At 34.6% G+C, this 21,336-nt stretch carries 21 protein-coding genes and 1 pseudogene; 4 read left to right on the plus strand and 18 right to left on the minus strand.

Annotation, left to right across the window (positions count from 1 at the left end; genetic code table 11):
- Positions 1 to 334: 334 nt before the first annotated feature.
- The 14 genes from QO200_RS08800 to dnaA all read right to left on the minus strand — a co-directional run bounded on the left by QO200_RS08800 (position 335) and on the right by dnaA (position 13,442).
- Positions 335 to 871, minus strand: a complete 537-nt coding sequence (locus tag QO200_RS08800) for a hypothetical protein (RefSeq protein WP_371538789.1) — start codon at positions 869 to 871, stop codon at positions 335 to 337.
- Positions 872 to 1,264: 393 nt separating this feature from the next.
- Positions 1,265 to 1,786 carry a hypothetical protein gene (locus QO200_RS08805; protein ID WP_371538791.1) on the minus strand — a complete coding sequence of 174 codons (522 nt, stop codon included), beginning with the start codon at positions 1,784 to 1,786 and terminating at the stop codon, positions 1,265 to 1,267.
- Positions 1,787 to 2,279: 493 nt separating this feature from the next.
- Complete coding sequence (gene scpA, locus QO200_RS08810; RefSeq protein WP_371538793.1) at positions 2,280 to 4,424, minus strand: methylmalonyl-CoA mutase; 2,145 nt, start codon at positions 4,422 to 4,424, stop codon at positions 2,280 to 2,282.
- A 49-nt stretch (positions 4,425 to 4,473) separates the two neighbouring features.
- Complete coding sequence (locus QO200_RS08815; protein ID WP_371538795.1) at positions 4,474 to 5,838, minus strand: methylmalonyl-CoA mutase subunit beta; 1,365 nt, start codon at positions 5,836 to 5,838, stop codon at positions 4,474 to 4,476.
- 32 nt (positions 5,839 to 5,870) lie between these two features.
- Positions 5,871 to 6,194, minus strand: a complete 324-nt coding sequence (locus QO200_RS08820; RefSeq protein ID WP_371538797.1) for a septum formation initiator family protein — start codon at positions 6,192 to 6,194, stop codon at positions 5,871 to 5,873.
- A 123-nt stretch (positions 6,195 to 6,317) separates the two neighbouring features.
- Positions 6,318 to 6,926 (minus strand): uridine kinase, encoded by a 609-nt coding sequence (udk, locus tag QO200_RS08825; protein ID WP_371538799.1) that lies wholly within the window; start codon positions 6,924 to 6,926, stop codon positions 6,318 to 6,320.
- Positions 6,927 to 7,295: 369 nt separating this feature from the next.
- The gene (locus QO200_RS08830) at positions 7,296 to 8,177 is read right to left on the minus strand and encodes an SDR family oxidoreductase (RefSeq protein ID WP_371538801.1); all 882 of its coding nucleotides are present in this window, start codon (positions 8,175 to 8,177) and stop codon (positions 7,296 to 7,298) included.
- Positions 8,178 to 8,253: 76 nt separating this feature from the next.
- Positions 8,254 to 9,381: a methionine aminotransferase gene (locus tag QO200_RS08835; protein ID WP_371538803.1), complete on the minus strand. Its 1,128-nt coding sequence runs from the start codon at positions 9,379 to 9,381 to the stop codon at positions 8,254 to 8,256.
- Positions 9,382 to 9,508: 127 nt separating this feature from the next.
- On the minus strand, positions 9,509 to 10,003 hold the full coding sequence (locus tag QO200_RS08840) for a DUF4440 domain-containing protein (protein WP_371538805.1): 495 nt from the start codon (positions 10,001 to 10,003) through the stop codon (positions 9,509 to 9,511).
- Between the two features lie 307 nt (positions 10,004 to 10,310).
- On the minus strand, positions 10,311 to 10,448 hold the full coding sequence (locus QO200_RS08845) for a hypothetical protein (protein WP_371538808.1): 138 nt from the start codon (positions 10,446 to 10,448) through the stop codon (positions 10,311 to 10,313).
- Positions 10,449 to 10,495: 47 nt separating this feature from the next.
- Positions 10,496 to 10,654, minus strand: coding sequence for a hypothetical protein (locus QO200_RS08850; protein ID WP_371538810.1), 159 nt, complete (start codon positions 10,652 to 10,654; stop codon positions 10,496 to 10,498).
- A 61-nt stretch (positions 10,655 to 10,715) separates the two neighbouring features.
- Complete coding sequence (locus QO200_RS08855) at positions 10,716 to 11,438, minus strand: SAM-dependent methyltransferase (protein WP_371538812.1); 723 nt, start codon at positions 11,436 to 11,438, stop codon at positions 10,716 to 10,718.
- Positions 11,439 to 11,539: 101 nt separating this feature from the next.
- Entirely contained in the window at positions 11,540 to 12,007 is a 468-nt protein-coding gene (locus QO200_RS08860; protein WP_371538814.1) for a low molecular weight protein-tyrosine-phosphatase, read from the minus strand.
- A gap of 7 nt (positions 12,008 to 12,014) precedes the next feature.
- Complete coding sequence (dnaA, locus tag QO200_RS08865; protein WP_091084370.1) at positions 12,015 to 13,442, minus strand: chromosomal replication initiator protein DnaA; 1,428 nt, start codon at positions 13,440 to 13,442, stop codon at positions 12,015 to 12,017.
- 195 nt (positions 13,443 to 13,637) lie between these two features.
- Between dnaA and QO200_RS08870 the strand changes: the two are divergent.
- Positions 13,638 to 14,027: pseudogene (locus tag QO200_RS08870) on the plus strand (acyl-CoA thioesterase); the annotation flags it as partial.
- A 30-nt stretch (positions 14,028 to 14,057) separates the two neighbouring features.
- Here QO200_RS08870 and QO200_RS08875 read toward each other — a convergent pair.
- The 3 genes from QO200_RS08875 to ribD are packed head-to-tail and all read right to left on the minus strand — an operon-like array spanning position 14,058 to position 16,339.
- Complete coding sequence (locus tag QO200_RS08875; RefSeq protein ID WP_371538816.1) at positions 14,058 to 14,690, minus strand: YigZ family protein; 633 nt, start codon at positions 14,688 to 14,690, stop codon at positions 14,058 to 14,060.
- A 10-nt stretch (positions 14,691 to 14,700) separates the two neighbouring features.
- On the minus strand, positions 14,701 to 15,303 hold the full coding sequence (locus QO200_RS08880; RefSeq protein ID WP_371538819.1) for an HAD family hydrolase: 603 nt from the start codon (positions 15,301 to 15,303) through the stop codon (positions 14,701 to 14,703).
- The gene (gene ribD, locus QO200_RS08885) at positions 15,296 to 16,339 is read right to left on the minus strand and encodes a bifunctional diaminohydroxyphosphoribosylaminopyrimidine deaminase/5-amino-6-(5-phosphoribosylamino)uracil reductase RibD (protein ID WP_371538822.1); all 1,044 of its coding nucleotides are present in this window, start codon (positions 16,337 to 16,339) and stop codon (positions 15,296 to 15,298) included. Before ribD ends, QO200_RS08880 begins: the two co-directional genes overlap by 8 nt.
- A gap of 120 nt (positions 16,340 to 16,459) precedes the next feature.
- Here ribD and QO200_RS08890 point away from each other — a divergent pair, with 120 nt between their 5' ends.
- A complete protein-coding gene (locus QO200_RS08890) occupies positions 16,460 to 16,945 on the plus strand; it encodes a GNAT family N-acetyltransferase (RefSeq protein ID WP_371538824.1) in 486 nt (161 codons plus the stop codon).
- Positions 16,946 to 16,989: 44 nt separating this feature from the next.
- On the plus strand, positions 16,990 to 17,844 hold the full coding sequence (gene prmC, locus QO200_RS08895; RefSeq protein WP_371538826.1) for a peptide chain release factor N(5)-glutamine methyltransferase: 855 nt from the start codon (positions 16,990 to 16,992) through the stop codon (positions 17,842 to 17,844).
- A gap of 166 nt (positions 17,845 to 18,010) precedes the next feature.
- Here prmC and QO200_RS08900 read toward each other — a convergent pair whose 3' ends face one another.
- On the minus strand, positions 18,011 to 19,255 hold the full coding sequence (locus QO200_RS08900) for an ABC transporter permease (RefSeq protein WP_371538828.1): 1,245 nt from the start codon (positions 19,253 to 19,255) through the stop codon (positions 18,011 to 18,013).
- A gap of 176 nt (positions 19,256 to 19,431) precedes the next feature.
- On the opposite strand from QO200_RS08900, the gene hisS reads away from it, so the two are divergent.
- Positions 19,432 to 21,081 carry a histidine--tRNA ligase gene (gene hisS, locus QO200_RS08905; protein WP_371538830.1) on the plus strand — a complete coding sequence of 550 codons (1,650 nt, stop codon included), beginning with the start codon at positions 19,432 to 19,434 and terminating at the stop codon, positions 21,079 to 21,081.
- Positions 21,082 to 21,336: the final 255 nt, after the last annotated feature.

A 21,336-nucleotide genomic window follows, 5' to 3' on the forward strand; every position in this document is an offset into this window, starting at 1 on the left:
GGACTTAAATGTCCTTTCTTTTGAAAAAATTATCCTATCTTTTTTCCTGAGAGTTGCATTAATTAATTGAATCTAGTGTATTTATAAAGCGATGCTATATAAAGTTAGTTGTTTTTCTGAATCTATTGTGTTATTTTTTTTATTATTCATCTTAATGGAAATTACTTTTTTATTTGTTTTTTGATTAATTGGATTCCATTATTAAGAAAAGAATAGATGTTATTAATGAAAAAATTTGAAATGCGTGTAAAAATAGATTAAAGTCACCCTAATTCGAATACAAAAAAAGCTCCCCAAATTTGGGGAGCTAGAAGTTAATCTATTTTTAAAGTGCTTACCTTACAGAAAGAATTTCACCATCGGCATGAACCTTTAATTTCTTGCTTTCTTTTCCTTTTTTAATTTTTAAATTATATTGTTTTTTCAAGACATCTCCTTTTTCTTGAGAATATAAATACTTGTCATTTACAATTTGCCATCCTGGATAAGTCTTGTATACAGAATAGATGACAGAAGAAGGCAACTTAACATTCTTGTAATTTTCTACAACACGAATTAACTGTCCGTTTTCATTATAAGTTGCAGATAAAGTTCCTCCTTTTAGTTCCATATAAACAAGGTATGTTTCGTACCCTTCATAGTTTTTACCCAAATCATAGGCGATGAAATTATCTTCCAAGGCTCTTACCTTGGGATCTGCGTTTCTGTCTGGCAGATATATTGAGAAGTCATCTCCTGCACTTTTAATTACCACAGCTGGTAAATCTTCTATTTTGATAACTCCTTCTTTCGTAACTTTCTCCATTTTATCTTGCGCATAAGATGAAGTGGTCAAACCTAATAACAATAAAATAATAATAAATGCTTTCATGATAGATAGTTTTTAAATTAATATTCAGTTTAGGTTAAATAATTGAAATTTAAGGACTTGTTATGTGATCGTTAATTTTCATGATCTTTATTTGTTGAATTGTGTTTTATTGCACTGTATAATTATAGACTTATAGTAAATTTAGTCTTTTTATTGAAAATTTCATGTTAAAGCTTTCCTTTTGACATGTTAATATTTTCCGTCAATACTTTGTTTTTTTATTAGGATAAATCATCTCCTTGCGATAAAAAAATCAAACTTTATAAATATTTGATGAAGGAAATTAGCTGATTAGAGAAGGAAGTGTGTTGATAATGGGGTACTTTAATCTTGATATAAAAGGAAACTGCCCAATGTTAATTGGACAGTTAAAAAGGTTTCTATTTTGTAATTTTAGTTTTCAGCGATAAGTTCGCCATCAGGATGAACCTTTAATTTACGGCTTTCATTTCCTTTTTTTATTTTTATGTTATATTGTTTTTTTAAGATGTCTCCTTCTTCTTGAGAATACAAGTACTTATCATTTACGATTTTCCATCCAGGGAACTTGCGATAAATTTCGTAGATTAATTTACTGGGTAATACTACATTCTTGTAATTTTCTATAACACGAATTAGTTTTCCGTTTTCATTATAAGTGGCTGACAAAGATCCTCCTTTTATTTCTATATACACAAGATATGTTTCATATCCTTCATAGTTTTTACCAAGATCATAGGCAATGAAATTATCTTCTAAGGCTCTTACTTTAGGATCTGGATTTCTGTCAGGCAGATATATCGAAAAGTCCTCTCCAGCACTTTTTATTACTACAGCTGGCAAATTTTCCATACTTATGTTTCCAGTATTTTTTACTTGTGAGTAAGATGTAGTTGTCACTCCTAGGAATAACAATATTATAATATAAGCTTTCATAACAGTCGAATTTAAATTAGTAATAACTTAATTTAGAATAAATTTTAAGGTCTATGAGTTTCTTCCCCTTTTTATTACGTCAATTTAGTCTAAACTCTTTTTTTAAATAATACTTTGCGTTTTGGAGCTTTTAAATAAAATTATAATTATAGACAAATTTAAGGGTTATCGAATTTACCACTAGTTAAGGCGTTATTTAAGTTTTGTTAATTAACAATATGTTTGTAGTGTTATTAGCTTTGTTTACAGGGTTTTACTAGTTATGTTGAGGATTTGATTTCAGTAATTGCTGCCTTTATTATTTTTTCTGAATGATTAAATAATCGTTTTCTTGTAGCTTTAGGAGTACTGTTATTGAATGGTATCTATCTCATTTAAAGGTTTAGTTTTACTTTTCTTTTTCAGTTTTCAGGATGTATTTATTGTCGATTATAAATAGAAAAGCACCAACTTTTGGTTGATGCTTTTCTATTTAGTAGAGTATTTTAACTTGCTATTCTCCTATAAGAATTTCTAATATCTTTATAGCAGCATCACTAATTTTTGTTCCAGGGCCAAAAACGGCAACCGCTCCAGCATCAAATAAGAATTGATAGTCCTGTGAGGGAATTACGCCACCCACAACCACCATAATATCTTCTCGACCGTATTTTTTTAATTCTTCAATTACTTGAGGAACTAAGGTTTTATGTCCTGCGGCCAATGAGGAAACACCCAGAATATGAACATCATTTTCTATAGCCTGTTTCGCTGCTTCGGCTGGAGTTTGAAATAAAGGGCCAATATCCACATCAAAACCTACATCGGCATATCCAGTGGCAACCACTTTAGCACCACGGTCGTGACCATCTTGCCCCATTTTAGCAATCATTATTCTAGGGCGACGGCCTTCTTGTTTTGCAAAGGTATCGGCTAGTTGTTTGGCTTTTTGAAAGCTTTTGTCGTCTTTGATTTCTTTACTATACACGCCACTAAAGGATTTAATTTGTGCTTTATATCGTCCGAAAACCGTTTCTAAGGCATCACTGATCTCGCCTAATGTAGTTCGGTTTCTTGCTGCATCCACTGCTAATTCCAGTAAATTTCCTTCTCCTGTCTTTGCGCAAAGCGTTAGCTTTGCCAATGATTCCTTTACTTTTTCACTGTCTCTGGTCGCTTTAATATGATCCAATTGTTCTAATTGTTGCTTGCGAACCATTTGGTTGTCCACATCTAATATAAGCAATGGATCTTCTTTTTCCAGTCGGTATTTATTAACACCCACAATAATATCCTGTCCGCTATCAATGCGCGCTTGTTTTCTTGCTGCTGCTTCTTCAATTCTAAGTTTCGGAATTCCGGCTTCAATAGCTTTTGTCATTCCACCAAGCTCTTCTACTTCTTCGATAAGCTTCCAGGCACTTTCAGCAATGTCATTGGTTAAACTTTCGACATAATAGCTTCCGGCCCATGGATCGACCGTTTTAGTTATTTTTGTTTCTTCCTGTAAAAATATCTGTGTGTTTCTCGCAATTCGAGCGGAGAAGTCTGTCGGTAAAGCAATGGCTTCATCCAGTGCATTGGTGTGCAAGGATTGCGTTCCTCCAAAAGCTGCCGCCGATGCTTCAATGCAAGTACGAGCTACATTATTAAAAGGGTCTTGTTCTGTTAAGCTCCAGCCGCTGGTTTGACAATGGGTTCTTAAAGCCAATGATTTATCGTCTTTTGGGTTAAACTGTTTCACTAGTTTAGCCCAAATCATTCTTCCGGCACGCATCTTGGCAATTTCCATAAAATGGTTCATCCCAATTGCCCAGAAGAAGGAAAGACGTGGAGCAAATTCATCGATTTTCATTCCAGTTGATAACCCAGTTCTAATATATTCTAGTCCGTCGGCCAGCGTATACGCTAATTCAATATCAGCGGTTGCACCAGCTTCCTGCATGTGATAACCAGAAATGGATATGGAATTGAATTTTGGCATTTTCTTGCTCGTGTATTCAAAGATATCGGCAATAATTTTCATCGAAGGAGTAGGAGGGTAGATGTATGTATTACGCACCATAAACTCCTTTAGAATATCATTTTGTATCGTTCCTGACAGTAGCTCTGGTTTTACCCCTTGTTCTTCGGCAGCAACGATATAAAAAGCCATAATAGGCAATACCGCGCCGTTCATAGTCATCGAAACTGACATTTCGTCTAAGGGAATCTGATCAAATAATACTTTCATATCTTCGACAGAGTCAATGGCAACGCCTGCTTTTCCTACATCACCCACAACGCGTTCGTGATCTGAATCATAGCCACGGTGCGTAGGTAAATCGAATGCGATAGACAATCCTTTCTGTCCTGCTGCAAGATTTCGTCTGTAGAAAGCATTACTTTCTTCTGCGGTTGAAAATCCGGCATATTGACGAATTGTCCAAGGACGGCGCACATACATAGTAGTATATGGCCCTCTTAAATTTGGCGCAAAGCCAGCCCCAAAATCAAGATGCGTGAGGTTTTCAATATCTTTTTTAGAATAGGTGGGTTTGAGTTCAATGCCTTCAGCCGTAAAAAAGTCCGCGGCCGATTCATCTGCTTCGTGCAACGCTGGTTCTTCTTTTGACTTTTGACTATCTAATTGAATATGTTGGAGGTTATTTCTTATCATTTGTGACACTAATTTATACTTATTGTTGACTGATTGCAATTCTACACTATTATTCTAAATCCAGACGTTCTTGTTCTACTTTTTCGGCTAATCGTTTTTCGATTATTGGAGTTATCAACGTTTTTCTAGGTTGCACTTTTACAAAAGGAAACAATTCTAAATCTTGTTTCATCTTGTCGTCTTTGTTTGGATACTTGTTAGTTCCTAGTAAGACTTCTTTTCCTGAGTCAAAAAGTTCCTGTTCTTTGTCAGCACTTTCTTGAATTTTTCTTTTGATGATACCTTCATTCAATTGTTTTAGAAAACCACCGTTAGCTTCGATGTCTTTAAATAATGTCAATGCTTTCTCGGCTAATTGAATGGTCAGTGTTTCGATATAGTAACTTCCGTCAGCAGGGTTATTTACCTTGTCGAAGTAGCTTTCGTTTTTTAGAACTAACAATTGGTTTCTGGCGATTCTATCTCCAAATTCATTGTCTTTATGATATAGTGAATCGTAAGGTAGATTCGCAATTGCATCAGCTCCTCCTATAATTGCCGCCATACATTCTGTTGTAGTACGCAACATATTTACGTTGTAATCATACAGCGTTTTATTCCGTTTTGTAGGCGAAACTAAAAGATGGCATTCTAAATTATGATTGTATTCGTTAGCTACTAAATTAAAAAGCAATCGCAATGCTCTGAGTTTTGCAATCTCAAAGAAATAATTGGTACCCACAGCAACGGCAATAACTATCGGCTGACTAATAACAGGAATTCTATTAAAATATTCATTGGCATGTGCTAAGGTGTAAGCAAGTTGCTGTACCATGTTAGCTCCTGCATTTTGATATAAGGTAGCGTCAACACTAATTATGGAACTATTTGGAATCGCTGTGGAAAGTAAATTCAGCGAATCAAAATTATTTTTATCCTTAGTAGTAAACCAGTTTCCATCTCGGGCTAATTGCCCTATTGGGTCGAGGTTATAGTACGCAACAGCTTTTTTCTTCTGAAGGATTGCATCAATTTTTTTAACGAAATCGATTGAGAAAAAATTAAAATTGAAGTAAACAGCAACGTTTTCTAAAGGAAGTTTTTCCAAAAGTTTAGCTACGTCAATGGTGTCACTTTCTATCGTAAAACGAAGACTGTCTGCGCCTCTGCTTAAGGTGTCTAAAGCTCTTTCTACTGATTTTTCAATGTCGAAAACAAAAATGTTTTGACAAATTTCAAATTCAGAGGCTTTAGTATTTACGTCAGCTGATTTTGTAAATTCATCTCTATGATAAAAAGGTTTTACCTTAATGTCTTCTGGCGAATTCCAGATTAAGGTTTCATTGTAATCTGCCCCTTTGAGTTCAAACTGGATTTTTTGTTTCCATTGTTTGGAAGAAACAGGATCGAAATCTTCGAATAGATTAGTAGCCATTTTGATTTTGATTTTTAATAATTCAAGATTTATTATTTTTTTTCTATGCTGTCACCTTCAAATTCTATGATGTAAATATCCTCGCTGTCCTTTTTCATATAGTACTTTTCGCGAGCATATTTTTCTATTTGTTCTGGGTTCTTTAACTGCTTGATTTGCTCTTCGTCTTTTTTAATCTCTTCCTGGTAGTATTCTTTGTTGTCCTCCAGTTCGCTAACTTGGTTGTCTAGAAATCTATGGTCAAAATACGAATAGTTATCTAGAAAAACCATCCATGTTGAAAAAAACAACAACACCCAAACATATTTATTGCTTAAAAATTTAAACCAAGGTTTGTCTTTATGCGGATTTGTCATGTTTTATTTATTTCCGAGTACGGTAAAAAATTAATAGTATTGGCCTGTATTGAAACAGAAAACGCCTCCCGATAGCTATCGGGATCGTTTCTCAACTTGTAATGGTATAAAATTACAATAAATTTATAGAATTCTTTGATTTATTACGGCACGAACTACGTCAATTGCAACCGTATTGTATTTGTCATTAGGTATGATAATATCTGCAAATGCTTTCGTAGGCTCAATGAACTGCTGATGCATAGGTTTTAGGGTGTTTTGATATCTGCTAAGAACCTCGTCCATATCACGTCCACGTTCGGCAATATCTCTTTTCATACGGCGAATCAGTCTTTCGTCAGAATCGGCATGAACATAAATTTTCACGTCAAACATATCGCGTAACTCAGGGTTTGCTAGTATTAAAATCCCTTCCACAATCATCACTTTTCTAGGATGAGTAGTAATGGTATCTTCTGTTCTGTTATGAGTTACAAAAGAATAGACCGGTTGCTGGATTGTTTTCTCTTCTTTAAGCTCTTTTAAATGGGCAACTAACAATTCGAAATCTATAGCGCGAGGATGATCAAAATTAATTAAAGCACGCTCGTCAAAAGATAAGTTGTGGTTCTCTTTATAATAAGAATCCTGTGATATTATCCCGACTTCCGCCTCGGGTAATTCATTCATAATCTGATGTACTACGGTAGTTTTTCCGCTTCCTGTTCCGCCTGCAATCCCTATAATGAGCATAAAATGGTGTTGTTATAAATTGGTGGTGCAAAAATAGGAATTAAATCGGGAGTGGTTTTTGTTTTTTGTATAAAATATTGGCCTTTAAATTGAGGAGCTATTCCAGCTATCCGTTTCAAGTTTTTGTCCTCAAGCTACTTTTCTAATGCCCTAAAAAGAGCTTCTTTCAGTCGCTTTTTTAGGACAGGAAAAGCAAAGCTTTTAGACTGCAAACCTTTTCACTGCTATCTGGGCTATTAAACGATTGGCGGTTAAAAAGACGAAATTTACCAAGTTGAATTAGTGGTAAGGAAAATGAAGTGTTGTTAAACACAAAAAGAGAGAACCAAACAAATGGTTCTCTCTTTTTAAAAAGAATTCAGATCTTACTTATTTATTCTTCTTTGCTTTTATCATCATTTCCAGTTGATCCCAAAGTTCCTCAGGAATTGCTTCTAATATATTAAATTGGCCAGCACCTTTCAACCATTCACCACCGTCTATAACCACGACTTCACCGTTTACATAAGCAGAGAAATCAGAAACCAAATAAGAAGCTAAATTGGCTAATTCCTGGTGGTCTCCCACACGTTGTAGCGGCACTTTTTTTGCCATGTCAAATTTTTCAGCAAGATCCCCAGGCAACAATCTGTCCCAAGCTCCTTTGGTTGGGAAAGGGCCGGGCGCAATTGCGTTTGTACGAATACCATATTTTGCCCATTCTACAGCAAGACTTCGGGTCATTGCAAGAACTCCTGCTTTTGCAGTAGCGCTAGGAACAACATAAGCTGAACCCGTCCAAGCATAAGTAGTTACGATGTTTAACACCGTAGAAGATGTTTGTTTGCTGTCGATCCAATGTTTACCAAAAGCGAGTGTACAGTTTTTAGTGCCTTTTAAAACGATATCAATAACCGTATCAAAAGCATTGGCTGACAATCTTTCTGTTGGCGAAATGAAATTTCCAGCTGCATTATTCAATAAAACATCTACTTTTCCAAAAGTTTTTAATACGCTTTGTAACATGTTTTCGACTTCTTCATAATGACGTACGTCACATTGTATCGGCAAACAAGTTCCTCCAGTTGCTGCTTCTAGTTCTGCAGCAGTATTTTTTAGTTTGTCTAAGTCTCTGGAAGTAATCGCTACTTGCGCACCCAGTTCCAGAAAATACTTTGTCATCGCTTTTCCTAAACCGCTACCGCCACCAGTAACAACTATTACTTTTCCTTTTAACGCATCATCGCGTAACATTTTATCGGTATAGCTCATAATTTTTTTTTTTGGTATTGTAAATATAGAAAAATTAAATAGTATGCATGCATATTAAAATCAAAAGTTCAGGGACTTATATTTTGCATAATCTTTTCGCCGCCTCTTCCAGAGTTGCATTGTCTTTTGCAAAACAAAAGCGGATTAAATGAAGATCTTTTCCATTTTCATAGAAAGTCGAAATAGGAATCGCTGCCACACCATATTCCGTGATCAATCTTTTACAGAAGTCTACGTCATTTTCAGTAGAAATGGCTGCGTAGGAAGCCACCTGAAAGTAAGTGCCTTCACAAGGCAGGAGTTCGAACCGACTTGTCGTAAGTAATTTTATAAAATAATCCCTTTTTTCCTGATATAAAGTTCTAATTTCGTCAACAGAAACAAGATCTAGGTACTCGCTAATTGCCACTTGGCATAGACTATTGACACTGAAAACCAAAAACTGATGTACTTTTTTAATTTCTTTCATTAAATGTTGTGGAGCCACTAGATATCCTATTTTCCATCCAGTTACATGAAATGATTTCCCAAACGAGGAAACCATTACGCAGCGGTCTAAGAGTTTGATACGGGTGTGCGCCGAAATGTGTTTTTGTTCAAAAGTGATGTATTCGTAAACTTCATCAGAGAGTACAATAATTTTCGGATATTTTTGTAATAAGGATTCCAAGGCTTCAAAATCAGTTTGGGTCAGAATTTTTCCAGTTGGATTATGTGGATTATTGATGATGATCATTTTAGTATTGGCCGAACATGCTTTTTTGATGGTACTCCAATTAGGCGTGTAATCGTCGTTGAGTGAAACACGCACTGGCTTTGCGTTGCATAGTAGAACGGGAGCTTCATAGCAGTCATAGCTTGGATCCAGTATAATTACCTCGTCATCAGTTTGTACTAAAGCTTGAATAGTTGTAAAAATGGCCTGTGTAGCACCCGCAGTCACCAGTATTTCGATTTCTGGCAAAATGATTCTTCGGTAGGAGTTTTTGACCAGAAGTGCTATGTTAGATAGGAGAGGAGGATAACCCGCCATGGGAAGGTATTGGTGTACGTTTTCTTTGGCTAAGCGAATGACAATATCGGTTAATAGGGAAGCAACAGGAAAATTCGGGAATCCCTGCGAAAGATTTATGGCACCATGCTCTGCAGCCATTTTTGACATTACAGTAAAAATACTCGTACCAATGTTTGGAAGTTTTGACATACCTATCTTTTTAATACTCTAAAAGTACGCAAATGGTTTTAGTTAATAAACTGTTTCTATGAGATTCAGAAGTATTAGATGAAATAAAGAAAGACCCTTCGCGTGGAGTGTCTTTCTTTGTTTCTTTTTATTTTTTTTCCATGGGCATATCAGAATTTCCCATATCTCTAGTGCAAACGTATTTTCCGTCCCTTTTCTCAAAAAGACTGATAAAATGCCCGCTGTTGATTTTTGTGTCTGTGGAGTCTGTTACCTTGTAACCCCCAATTTCTACTACCATATTCCCATCATTTGAAGGATGGATTTCTTGAGTTTCGAAGGCGATTTTCGCGCCGATTGGGAAGGTAAGTAATTCACTCTTCATAGATTCATGAATCGCTTTTTTTCCTTCTAACGGCATTTTACCATTTGAAAAACTAATGGCATCTTCGGCATAATAATTTATTCCATCCGTAGCCCTGTTATTGTAGGCTTCTGCAAAAGCATTTTCCATTGCTTGAATTTCAGTTTTAATTGCCTCTTTGTCAACTATAACTGCGGGGACTTCTTTCTTTTGATTGCAGGCTGCCATCAAAGACATGATAACTACCATTAATCCTCCTTTTAAGATCTTGTTTTTCATAATTAAATTTTTAAAAATTTATAATTGTGATTTTTTTTTCAAGATAAGGGGAACTAAATTTAGTTATAAAATATTGATTATCAGGCTTAAAAGGTGTTTTTTTTATAAAACGATCTTTTGTAGCCTTCGAAGTAATGAATGTATTTTATCGCAGATTTACTTTTTTTTAGATGGAAGATTACTAAAATAACAAGCTCAAAAAAAACCAGGCTATTATAAAACGTGTCCGTTTTTGTAATAGTCTGGTTAATTATTTTTTATAGATGTTTCGTTCCCTGTTTAACAGATTTTATTTTTTGTCAATACTTTAATCAGAATTTCGACCGTTATGATATCCATCCATAAAGGCGGCTTTAGATTCTTCCCAATTATAGATTGATTCGAATACTAAAAAAGCTAGCATGCCTAATACAAATACACGAACATCTCTACTAGTTACTTTCATTTTAGATAGTTTAAAGGTTTAATTTATGAGACTAAAATAAAGCTGTTCTATTTTTTTTCAATTGCATTACCGCCTGCTGCGTAACCATCGTGAAAACCTGTAGAAATATCTTCTTTGACTTGTTTCCAATCGTAGATTGTTTGAAATGTAAAAAGTGCAAACATTCCTAGCGCAAATATTTTAATTTCTCTTTTATTTATTTTCATCTTATTTGGTTTTTAGATTAGTTAATTTTCTAAAGGTAATAATAATAATGTATTCTAAAAATTACATTTTATGGATAATAAAAATAGTTGGGCGTTTATGCAAGTCAATTGTCTCTTTTTTCCAAGCCGAAATTCTCTTAGTTTTTATGTATTCGGTTGGTAGTGTGATGTCTGTGGCAACACATAAATGAGTTTCTGGATGTAAAGTCTGTAATAAATCTTCTAGTAAGTTATTATTACGATATGGTGTTTCAATGAAAATTTGAGACTGATTTTTTTCGAAAGAGGTTCTTTCTAGAGTTTTAAAACTGGCTCTTTTCTCATCTTTATCAATAGGTAAATAACCGTGAAATGTAAAACTTTGCCCATTCATTCCTGAGGCCATCATAGCCAAAAGGATAGAAGAAGGTCCTACTAATGGTACTACTTGTATGCCTTTTTCGTGTGCCAGTTTAACGATTACAGCGCCAGGATCTGCCACGCCAGGGCATCCTGCTTCACTCATCAGACCAACATTTTCACCTTCTAATAAAGGTTGGATGAAGTCTTGGTGCTCTTTTACTTCGGTACGTTTGTTTAAAACAAAAAGAATTAATTCTGATTGTTTTTTTTCAGGATGTACTTCTTTGATTGACTTACGAGCTGTTTTTTCATTCTCAACGATATAGTAATCAATGAAATCTATGGTTCTTTTTACAGTCTGTGGTAAAACATCCATCGGGTCACAATCTCCCATTGTGGTAGGGATTAAATATAGTTTTCCTAAAAGAGTAGCTGATTTCATTATGGGTGTGTTTATATTTTTTAATCGATGTTATTTGACAAAAATACAGGATAAAATAGAGAATTAAACCTTCGTTCGATAAAAATCCAACGAATGCTAATCTAAGCGTGTTTGCTAATTAATTTGTCGGCTATTATGTCGCAAACTTCATCGAGCATAGCATAGACAATTTCGAATCCGTTTGTCATTCCGAAGTAAGGATCGGGAACATCAACATTTTCATTTGGATACAATTCATTTAGAATGATTTTCACTTTGTCTTTATGTGCTGGGTTTTCTGTAAGATCAAGTACATCCGAATAATTGGAATTATCCATCACATAAATATAGTCATAGGTGTCAAAATCAGCTGTTTTAAATTGACGTCCTCTTTGAGTGGAAATGTCAAGATTATGATTTTTTGCCTCTGCAATCGAACGTGCATCAGGAGCATGACCTATATGCCAAGAACCTGTTCCTGCAGAGTCTACAGTGAATTTGTTATTGGGAAGTTTTGAGGCTAAAATACCTTCGGCCAAAGGTGACCGACAAATATTTCCCAAACATACCATTAGAATTTTTACGGACATGATGCGTTTATAGCGTTAGTTTTTTATGGATATCCTCAACAAATTTCTTGAACTGTTTGTCAGTAGCCACTAGATTATCGACCGTTTTACAAGCGTGCAATACCGTCGCGTGATCACGATCCCCAATTTGAGAACCAATATTTGCCAATGATGCTTTTGTAAATTTCTTAGCAAAGAACATAGCTAACTGTCTTGCTTGCACGACATGTCTTTTTCTGGTTTTAGACTGTAACGTTTCTAAATCCAATTGGAAATAATCAGAAACTGTTTTTTGAATATAATCGATAGAAATTTCGCGCTTTACATTCTTCACGAATTTTTCAACGACGCTTTTTGCTAATTCGATTGTTACTTCTTTTTTGTTGAAAGAAGATTGAGCGATTAAAGAGATTATAGCTCCTTCAAGTTCTCTAACATTCGATTTGATGTTGCGGGCTACATATTCTATTATTTCTTCTGGAATTTCAACACCGTCACGATACAAGATGTTTTTCAAGATAGAAATCCTTGTCTCGTAATCTGGTTGGTGTAATTCAGCAGAAAGTCCCCATTTGAAACGAGATAATAAGCGTTGCTCGATATCTTGCATGTCAACTGGCGCCTTGTCAGAAGTAAGGATTACCTGTTTTCCATTTTGATGTAAGTAATTGAAGATGTGAAAAAATACATCCTGTGTTCCAGATTTACCAGACAGGAATTGTACATCATCAATTATTAAGACATCAATAAGTTGATAGAAGTGAATGAAATCATTTCGGTTATTTTTCTTTACCGAATCAATATATTGTTGGGTGAAAATTTCAGCTGAAATGTATAAAACTGTTTTTTCTGGATATTTATCTTTAATTTCTACACCTATCGCGTGCGCTAAGTGTGTTTTACCTAATCCTACACCACCAAAAATAAGTAATGGATTGAATGATGTTCCTCCAGGTTTATTGGCAACAGCCATACCTGCTGAACGAGCTAATCTGTTTGAATCTCCTTCAAGGAAATTGTCAAAACTATAGTTTGCGTTCAGTTGTGATTCTATTTTTAAATTTCTGATTCCAGGGATTACAAAAGGATTTTTTAATTCTGGGTCTAGATTTTTAAAAGGAGCATCAATATTTTGGGGTTTCATAGGTGCGCGGTTTGCACTTGGCAATTGTTCCGTAAACGGTTGTTTGTTGCCATAAGTGTTTTCCATCTTAATTTTATAAAGTAACTTTGCGTTTTTACCAAGTTCTTTAGTTAATGCTACTTTTAATAATTTTACATAGTGCTCTTCTAACCATTCGTAAAAAAATTTACTTGGTACTTGAATGTATAATGCGTTATCGGTAAGTTCAACTGATTTAATAGGTTCAAACCAAGTCTTGAACGCTTGATCTTGAATGTTGTCTTTTATAAAAGACAAACAGTTTTCCCACACTGATTGAGCAGTTTTGTTCATAAATTCTATGTAAATTATTTTATTTAGTAATCGTTGTCTTATTAAATAATGCTTAAAAAAGCACTATTTTTCGGGGTAACAAATATGTGAACAAATTTCTGTAAAAAAAAATATTTAGGGGTTGATTATGTAGTATTATTGTTGTAAGTAGTATTTAGAGGGTAAAATTTTGATACAAAATAAATAAATTATATAATGAAAGAACACGAATTTAATGTAAGGGTAAGGTACGCTGAAACAGATCAAATGGGGGTTGTTTATCATGGAAATTATGCCCAGTATTTTGAGATGGGACGCGTGGAATGGCTTAGAAACCTTGGGATTTCTTACAAATGGATGGAAGATAACGGAATTATGCTTCCGGTGGTTTCGTTAAATGTAAATTATAAAAAACCAGCGCGCTACGATGACCTTTTGAGGGTAAAAACTATTTTTAAAAGTCAGACTTCTGTAAAGATTGAGTTTGATTATGAAATTTATAATGAAGAGGGGGAGTTGTTAACAATTGCTAACTCAATTTTGGTTTTTGTGAACATGAAAACGGGTCGACCTACTGTTCCTCCAGAGTATGTTACTGAGAAGCTTTTAAAAAAAAAAATTAAGGAAAAAAAATATTTATTCTTTAAGTTTTATGTCTATTTCAAATATAGAATTGAAAATGTCGAATATCATTTCGGCATTTTTTTTTCGTGTTTTTACCTCGATTTTTCCTATTGGCAAACCTGATTCTTCGTTAATCTCCATTTCTTGAGTTACGATTTCTAGCTTCTTTTCTTTAATTACACGCATGACTTTATTCATGTTTTTATAATCAAAAGAAACCTGATAATGGATATCTATCGTTTTTTCGATAATCTCACAGCTTTCAAGCGTGAGTTGTGCGGTTGTTTTATAAGCGGAGATTAATCCGCCAACGCCTAGTTTTACGCCTCCAAAAACCCTAGCAACTACAATAAGTACATTCGTGAGAGAAAACGATTGAATTTGGCCATAAATAGGCATTCCGGCGCTATTGCTTGGTTCTCCATCGTCATTGGCTCGGTAAGAAAGTATATCGGTGCCTATTTGGTAGGCATAACAGAAATGACCTGCATTTGGATGTTTTTTTCGTAAACCGTCAATAATGACTTTTACTTCGTCTTCTGATTGAATGGGAAAAGCAGAACCAAAAAATTTACTGTTCTTTTCTTTGTGTAGTATTTCTTCTGATGCTAATTCGATGGTGTTGTAGGTGTCTTTTACTTCCAAAAGGGGTTTTCTAAATTATATTTTTATTGAATAAGTCTACTACATCTTCCTGACCTACCTGTAAATTCCATACTTGAAGGCCTAGAGATAGAGCAGCATCCGTGTTTTCTTTTTTGTCATCTATGAATAAAGTGCGTTTTGCCTGTAAATCATGTTTGTTTAAAACGTATTTGTAAATTTCAGGATTTGGTTTTCTCATTTCTATTTCAAATGAGAAATAGACTTTTTCAAAGCACTTGTAGAAATCACCGTAAAAAGAGGCGCCGTTATTTTGTTCGAATGTTTCGATATGGATTGCATCTGTATTGCTGAGTAAAAATAAGCGGTATTTTTTAGACAGCATTTGTAAAAATTCCAATCGGTATAGTGGGAAATCGAGTAAAATTGCACTCCATGCTTTTAAGATTTCCTCGGTGCTAGCATTCGGAATGTGTTTTTGAATACCTTCAATAAAATTATCTCGGGTAATTTGGCCGGTTTCAAATTGAATGTTTAACTGGTCGAGATCATCATTCCAGTGTGTAAGTCCTAAATTCCTTAGTCCGTCAACAGTGGCTTGTTTGTCTAAATTAATAAAGACATCTCCAAAATCAAAAATAATTGCGTTAATCATAGTTTCGGGATATTATAAGTTCATCTTGACCGATTTTATGTTTTTCCAAATAAGGTCCACCTAGAATCGGAGCCTTTGTGCCTTCTTTAAAAAAGAGATTGCCCTTAAAAACACGTGCTTCATCCCAGAGATTTGCGTCAATGAAAGTTTGTAGTGTTTGTCGGCCTCCTTCAATGATCACCGATTGAATTTGATGTTTGTACATTGCGTCTGTCACTTGACTTGCAATGTTTTTTTCAAAATCAACGATTTCAAAGATAAGGTTTTCTTTGTCGGCTTTTGTTTTTATTTTTGAAAAAACAATAGTTTTCAATTGATTGTCAAGTACTTGGCTGTTTTTTGCGATGCGATTGTGTTGATCTAAAACGATTCGTACAGGATTGTTTCCCGCCCAATCTCTCACGTCTAATTTGGGATTATCATCAATGACCGTTTGTGTTCCTACAAGAATAGACTGTTCTTCACTTCTCCATTTATGAACTAATTGTCTGGAATAGATATTAGTAATCCAAACCGGTTTTTGTTCTGATTTTACTTTTGGCGAAATGAAGCCGTCTTGACTTTCGGCCCATTTCAAAATTAGGTAGGGTCTTTTCTTCTGATGAAAAGTAAAAAATCGTTTGTTCAGCTCGTGGCATTCATTTTCAAGAATACCGACTGTCACATTTATTCCGGCTTCTATTAATTTTTTTATTCCGTTCCCTGCCACTTTTACATTTGGGTCAACCGTTCCGATAACTACCTGTGGGATTCCATTTTTTATGATTAAATCAGAACAGGGTGGTGTTTTTCCAAAATGACTGCAAGGTTCCAAACTCACATAAATGGTGGCTTTTTTTAATAGCGATTTGTCTTTTACCGAATTGATGGCATTTACTTCGGCATGAGGTTCACCCGCTTTTTTATGCCAGCCTTCCCCTATAATTTTATTTTCATAAACAATTACGCTGCCCACCATCGGATTTGGGTAGGTAGTTCCTAAGCCGTTTTTGGCTAATTGAATGCATCGCTCTATGTATTTTTCATGTATCTTCACGATGTAAAAGTAGTTATTTTTGAGGTTAGCCTATAAATTTCGAGATTAGTTTTCCAACTTCCGAAAATTACAATAAACTATTTCTATTTTTGTATTTTTATAAACAAGCAGTTACAAAGAATGGAAAATTTGATTATTAGAAAAATTGAAAAAAAGGATAATGAAGCCGTTGCCCAGTTAATAAGAGCGGTTTTTGACGAATTGAATATCCCAAAAGTTGGAACGGCGTATGCGGATCCTTATTTAGATTTGATGTTTGAAGAATACAATAAGCCTAAATCGGTTTACTATGTTGTTGAAAATAATGGAAAAATAGTAGGTTCGGCCGGAGTGGCTCCTCTTGAGAATGAAGCTGAAACCATTTGTGAATTGCAAAAAATGTATTTTTTACCTGAAACACGTGGTCAGGGAATAGGCAGTCAAGTAATGGCTGTATGTCTGGAAAGTGCAAAAGATTTTGGCTTCGAAAACTGTTATCTGGAAACAATGCCTTTTATGCATGATGCTCAAAAATTATACAAAAAAGTAGGTTTCGAATACATAGATGCTCCCATGGGAAGTACGGGGCATGTCTCTTGTCCGGTCTGGATGTTGAAGAAATTATAAGTTATGAATTATGAGTTTTCAATTCATAAAGTAATAAAGATACGATGAAAATTAAAGAATACAGAAGCCAATTTATTCAAGAACTACTTCCGATTTATGATGAAGGCGAAGCAGAAAGTTTTTTTTACCTGATACTGGAGGAGAAACGTCAGTTAAAAAGAATTGACTTGGCTCTGGATCCGCAGTTGGTTTTTTTGAATGAAGAAATTACGCTTTGGAATTCGATTTTGGAGCAACTGAAGTTGGAGATTCCCATTCAGTATTTGCTAGGGAAAACTAGTTTTTATGGTTTGGAATTCGAGGTAAACGACGATGTATTGATTCCTAGACCTGAGACCGAAGAATTGGTAGAATGGATTATTCAAAGTACGATGAGCGAAGTTACGAATACAAAGAGGAACGTATTAGATATAGGAACAGGAAGCGGTTGTATTGCTATTTCATTGGCTAAAGCCATCCCGAATGCCAAAGTGTATGCAATTGATGTTTCTGAAAAGGCTTTGGCTATAGCCAAAAGAAATGCGGTATTAAATCAAGTCAATGTAACATTCATAACTCAGAATATTCTAGAAACTGAGGACTTAAATCGACAATTTGATATCATTGTTTCTAATCCTCCCTATGTTCGAAATTTAGAGAAGCAGGAAATTAAAAAAAATGTTTTGGACAATGAGCCTCATTTGGCTCTTTTTGTTGAAGACGATGATGCCTTAATTTTTTATAAAAAAATAGCGGCATTAGCACAGAAAAATCTTTCGGACAAAGGACAGTTATTCTTTGAAATCAATCAATATTTAGGGAAAGACATGGTTGCTTTGCTCGAGAAAATGAACTTTAAAAACATTGAATTGCGAAAAGATATTTATGGCAATGACAGAATGATTAGGGGGACGATTTAAGATTTTTGACAACTACTTAGAACTCAATAAAAAGACTTGCTTTGTTATCCTGACTAAAGAGTAATCTCTATTTCTCAGCAAATTGAAACTATTTTTTATCTAAAGAACAACTACTCCTTTAATTATAAAAGGAGTAGTTGTTCTTTAATCTAAAACATATTAAACGTTACTCGTATCGCAAGGCTTCGATTGGATTTAGGTAAGCAGCTCTAATTGCAGGGTACAAACCAGAAACGATGGCAACCATGAAACTCGTAAAAAAGGCAGCCATGATCGCGCCCCAAGGAATGACAAATGCAAAGCTTAAAGCAGTTGCGATTCCGAAACCTATTAAAATGCCTAAAATTATTCCAACTATACCGCCTAGTTGACCAATGAGCAAGGTCTCTATAAAAAACTGAATAGCGACGGTAGATCTTTTGGCTCCCAACGCTTTTCTGACACCTATTTCTCGCGTTCTTTCGGTTACCGAAACAATCATAATATTCATTAATGCAATAGAAGATCCTAAAACGGTAATAATTCCTATAAGCCATGAAGCTAAACCAAGGTATTTTGTAATACCAAGGATTTTATTGATAAGGTCGTCACTACGTACAACCCCAAAATTGTTGTCTCTTACGGGGCTTAACTTTCGAACATTACGCATGGTAATGATGGCGTGGTCTATTGCTTGATCTAATAATTCCTTATTGGAAACCATGACGCTCATCGTGTAATTAATGTTTGGCGCGGTAAATAACGATCGGGCGACTTGTATTGGAATCAAAACTCTTAAATCTTGTTTGTTACCAAAAGTAGAGCCTTTCTCTTTCAGGATACCGATTACTTTGAATCGGGCACCGCGTATCGAAATTGTTTTACCAATAGGGTTAATGTCTTTAAGGAGTCCTTTTCCAAAATCAGAACCTACAATACATACATAGTTGTTGTTGTCAATGTCAAAACCTGTAAAATTTCTTCCTAAGCTTGTTTCTAAACCAGAGTTGGTCATAAAATATTCGTCAACACCAACAATAGCAATTTCCGGGTCGGTTTTTGTCGCTTCATATTTTACCTCTGCAGTTGAAGTTGCTGTAAATGAAAGGGAAGTTTCTGTAAAAGGGTAGTCGTATTTATTTTTAAAATCGACAGCTTCGGGGTAGGAAATAATAGGATTTATAATTTCACGTTCCTCTCCTCCTCGTCGTTGCGCTGTGTTTTCGTATTGTTTGACGTTAAAAGTATTAGCTCCCATGGATGCAAAATCAGAAGAGATGGTGTTCTCCAAGGCAGAAACCACAGTCAGAATACCTACTAAAGCTGTAATTCCTATAGCGATAATTAATACGGTCAGCGAGGTACGCAATATTTGGGTTCTAATGGATCCAAAAGCAATTCGTACGTTTTCTTTGAATAAATTTAGCATCATGGTAGTTTGACACGAAAATACAATTTTTGTTACAAGTTTGTTTTGGAAGGAGTATTATTTATTTTAAAAATAAGATATTTGCAACCTGAATTTACGATTTGGGAGTTTGCAGATTGGAAATTTTTGCCAATTGATATTATCCCGAATCCTAAATAGTAAAACCTAAATTAAAAATAATGGCATCAAAACCGAGCATCCCTAAAGGAACAAGAGATTTTTCACCTGCTGAGGTGGCAAAACGTCAATATATTATTCAAATCATTAAAAATAATTTTGAGAAATTTGGTTTTCAACCGATAGAAACACCATCATTTGAAAATTCAGAAACCTTAATGGGGAAGTATGGAGAAGAAGGAGATCGTTTGATTTTCAAGATTTTGAATTCGGGCGAGTATGTTTCTAAATTTAACGATACACTTGTTGAATTTATTCGCTTTTCTATAATTTATCATAAAGATTATTTAGAAAAGAAAAATGAATCTTTTGATATGAAAGATTATGATTTTCTGTATAAAAAAAATCTTACCACATATTTAAAAAGTAAAAGCTTATATATTTTTAAAGATGGAACAATATCGGAAATAGAATTATTAGATGATGTTTTCTATTTTATATTAAAGCGTCTTAAAAAAGATAATTTGCTTTCAAAATCAGATTCGGAGCTTGATGATTTTGTTAAAATCATTTTTGCAGACTTTTATTATGAATTGAAGTATAAGTATTTGACTGGTTATATTTCAGAAAAAGCCTTGCGGTATGACTTGACCGTTCCTTTTGCTCGTTACGTGGTGCAACATCAAAACGATATCGAATTCCCGTTTAAAAGATACCAAATCCAACCCGTTTGGCGTGCAGACAGACCGCAGAAAGGACGTTTTAGAGAGTTCTTTCAATGTGATGCTGATGTAGTAGGTTCAAAGTCTTTGTGGCAGGAAGTGGAATTAGTGCAGCTTTATGATACTGTTTTTACAGAATTGGGTTTGAAAGGAGTGACTGTTAAAATTAATAATAGAAAAGTATTATCTGGAATAGCTGAGGTAATTGGTGCTTCTGATAAATTGATTGACTTCACTGTTGCGCTTGATAAATTAGATAAGATAGGTGAGGACGGTGTAAAAAAGGAAATGATTGAAAAGGGAATTGGGGCCGAAGCAATTGAGAAGGTTCAGCCACTTTTTAATTTCACTGGAACTATAGCAGAGAAAATTGAAAAACTAGGGCTGCTTTTAACTTCTTCGGAAGAAGGAATGAAAGGAGTGGAAGAATTGAGGTTCATTTGTGAAAATGTAATGAAGTTAGGATTGTCGTCGGCAATATTAGACCTTGATGTTACGCTTGCGCGCGGATTGAATTACTATACTGGAGCAATATTTGAAGTAGCACCTCCTAAAGAAGTAGCTATGGGTTCTATCGGTGGTGGAGGTCGATATGATGATTTGACCGGTATTTTTGGATTGAAAAACATGAGCGGAGTTGGAATTTCTTTTGGACTAGATCGTATCTATTTGGTTGTAGAAGAGTTGAATCTTTTCCCAGAAACCGTTACGGCAACATCACAAGCGTTGTTTATTAATTATGGAGATGCCGAAGCATTTTATGCTTTACAGGCAATACAAAAATTAAGAGCCGCAGGAATAAAAGTAGAACTGTATCCAGATAATGCAAAAATGGCAAAACAGTTTCAACATGCTGATAAGAGGAATATTCCTTTTGCAGTAATTATAGGAGAGCAAGAGATTGCTTCAAATTCTTTTTCACTGAAGAACTTAGTGAGTGGAGAGCAGGTTTCTCTTGATTTTGAAGGTTTGAAAAACGCATTACTTTAAATTAAATTTTGCACATAAAAAAAAAGCTTTGTCTAAAGACGAAGCTTTTTTTAATATAAGGTAATCACGAATTAATAATATTTAGAAACCAACCTAAAATTTGTTTTTAACAGATTAAAAATTTAATCCAGATTAGATCCAGTAACAAACTTATAGAAACTAAAGTGTAATAGTCTTAAAATTTTATTAAAATTTAAATTAATATTAAAAAGATAAGCTATAGTGTTCTCCATTATAAATAGTTGCTATTAAAAA

This window comes from Flavobacterium sp. Arc3, from assembly GCF_041431375.1.
Classification (GTDB): domain Bacteria; phylum Bacteroidota; class Bacteroidia; order Flavobacteriales; family Flavobacteriaceae; genus Flavobacterium.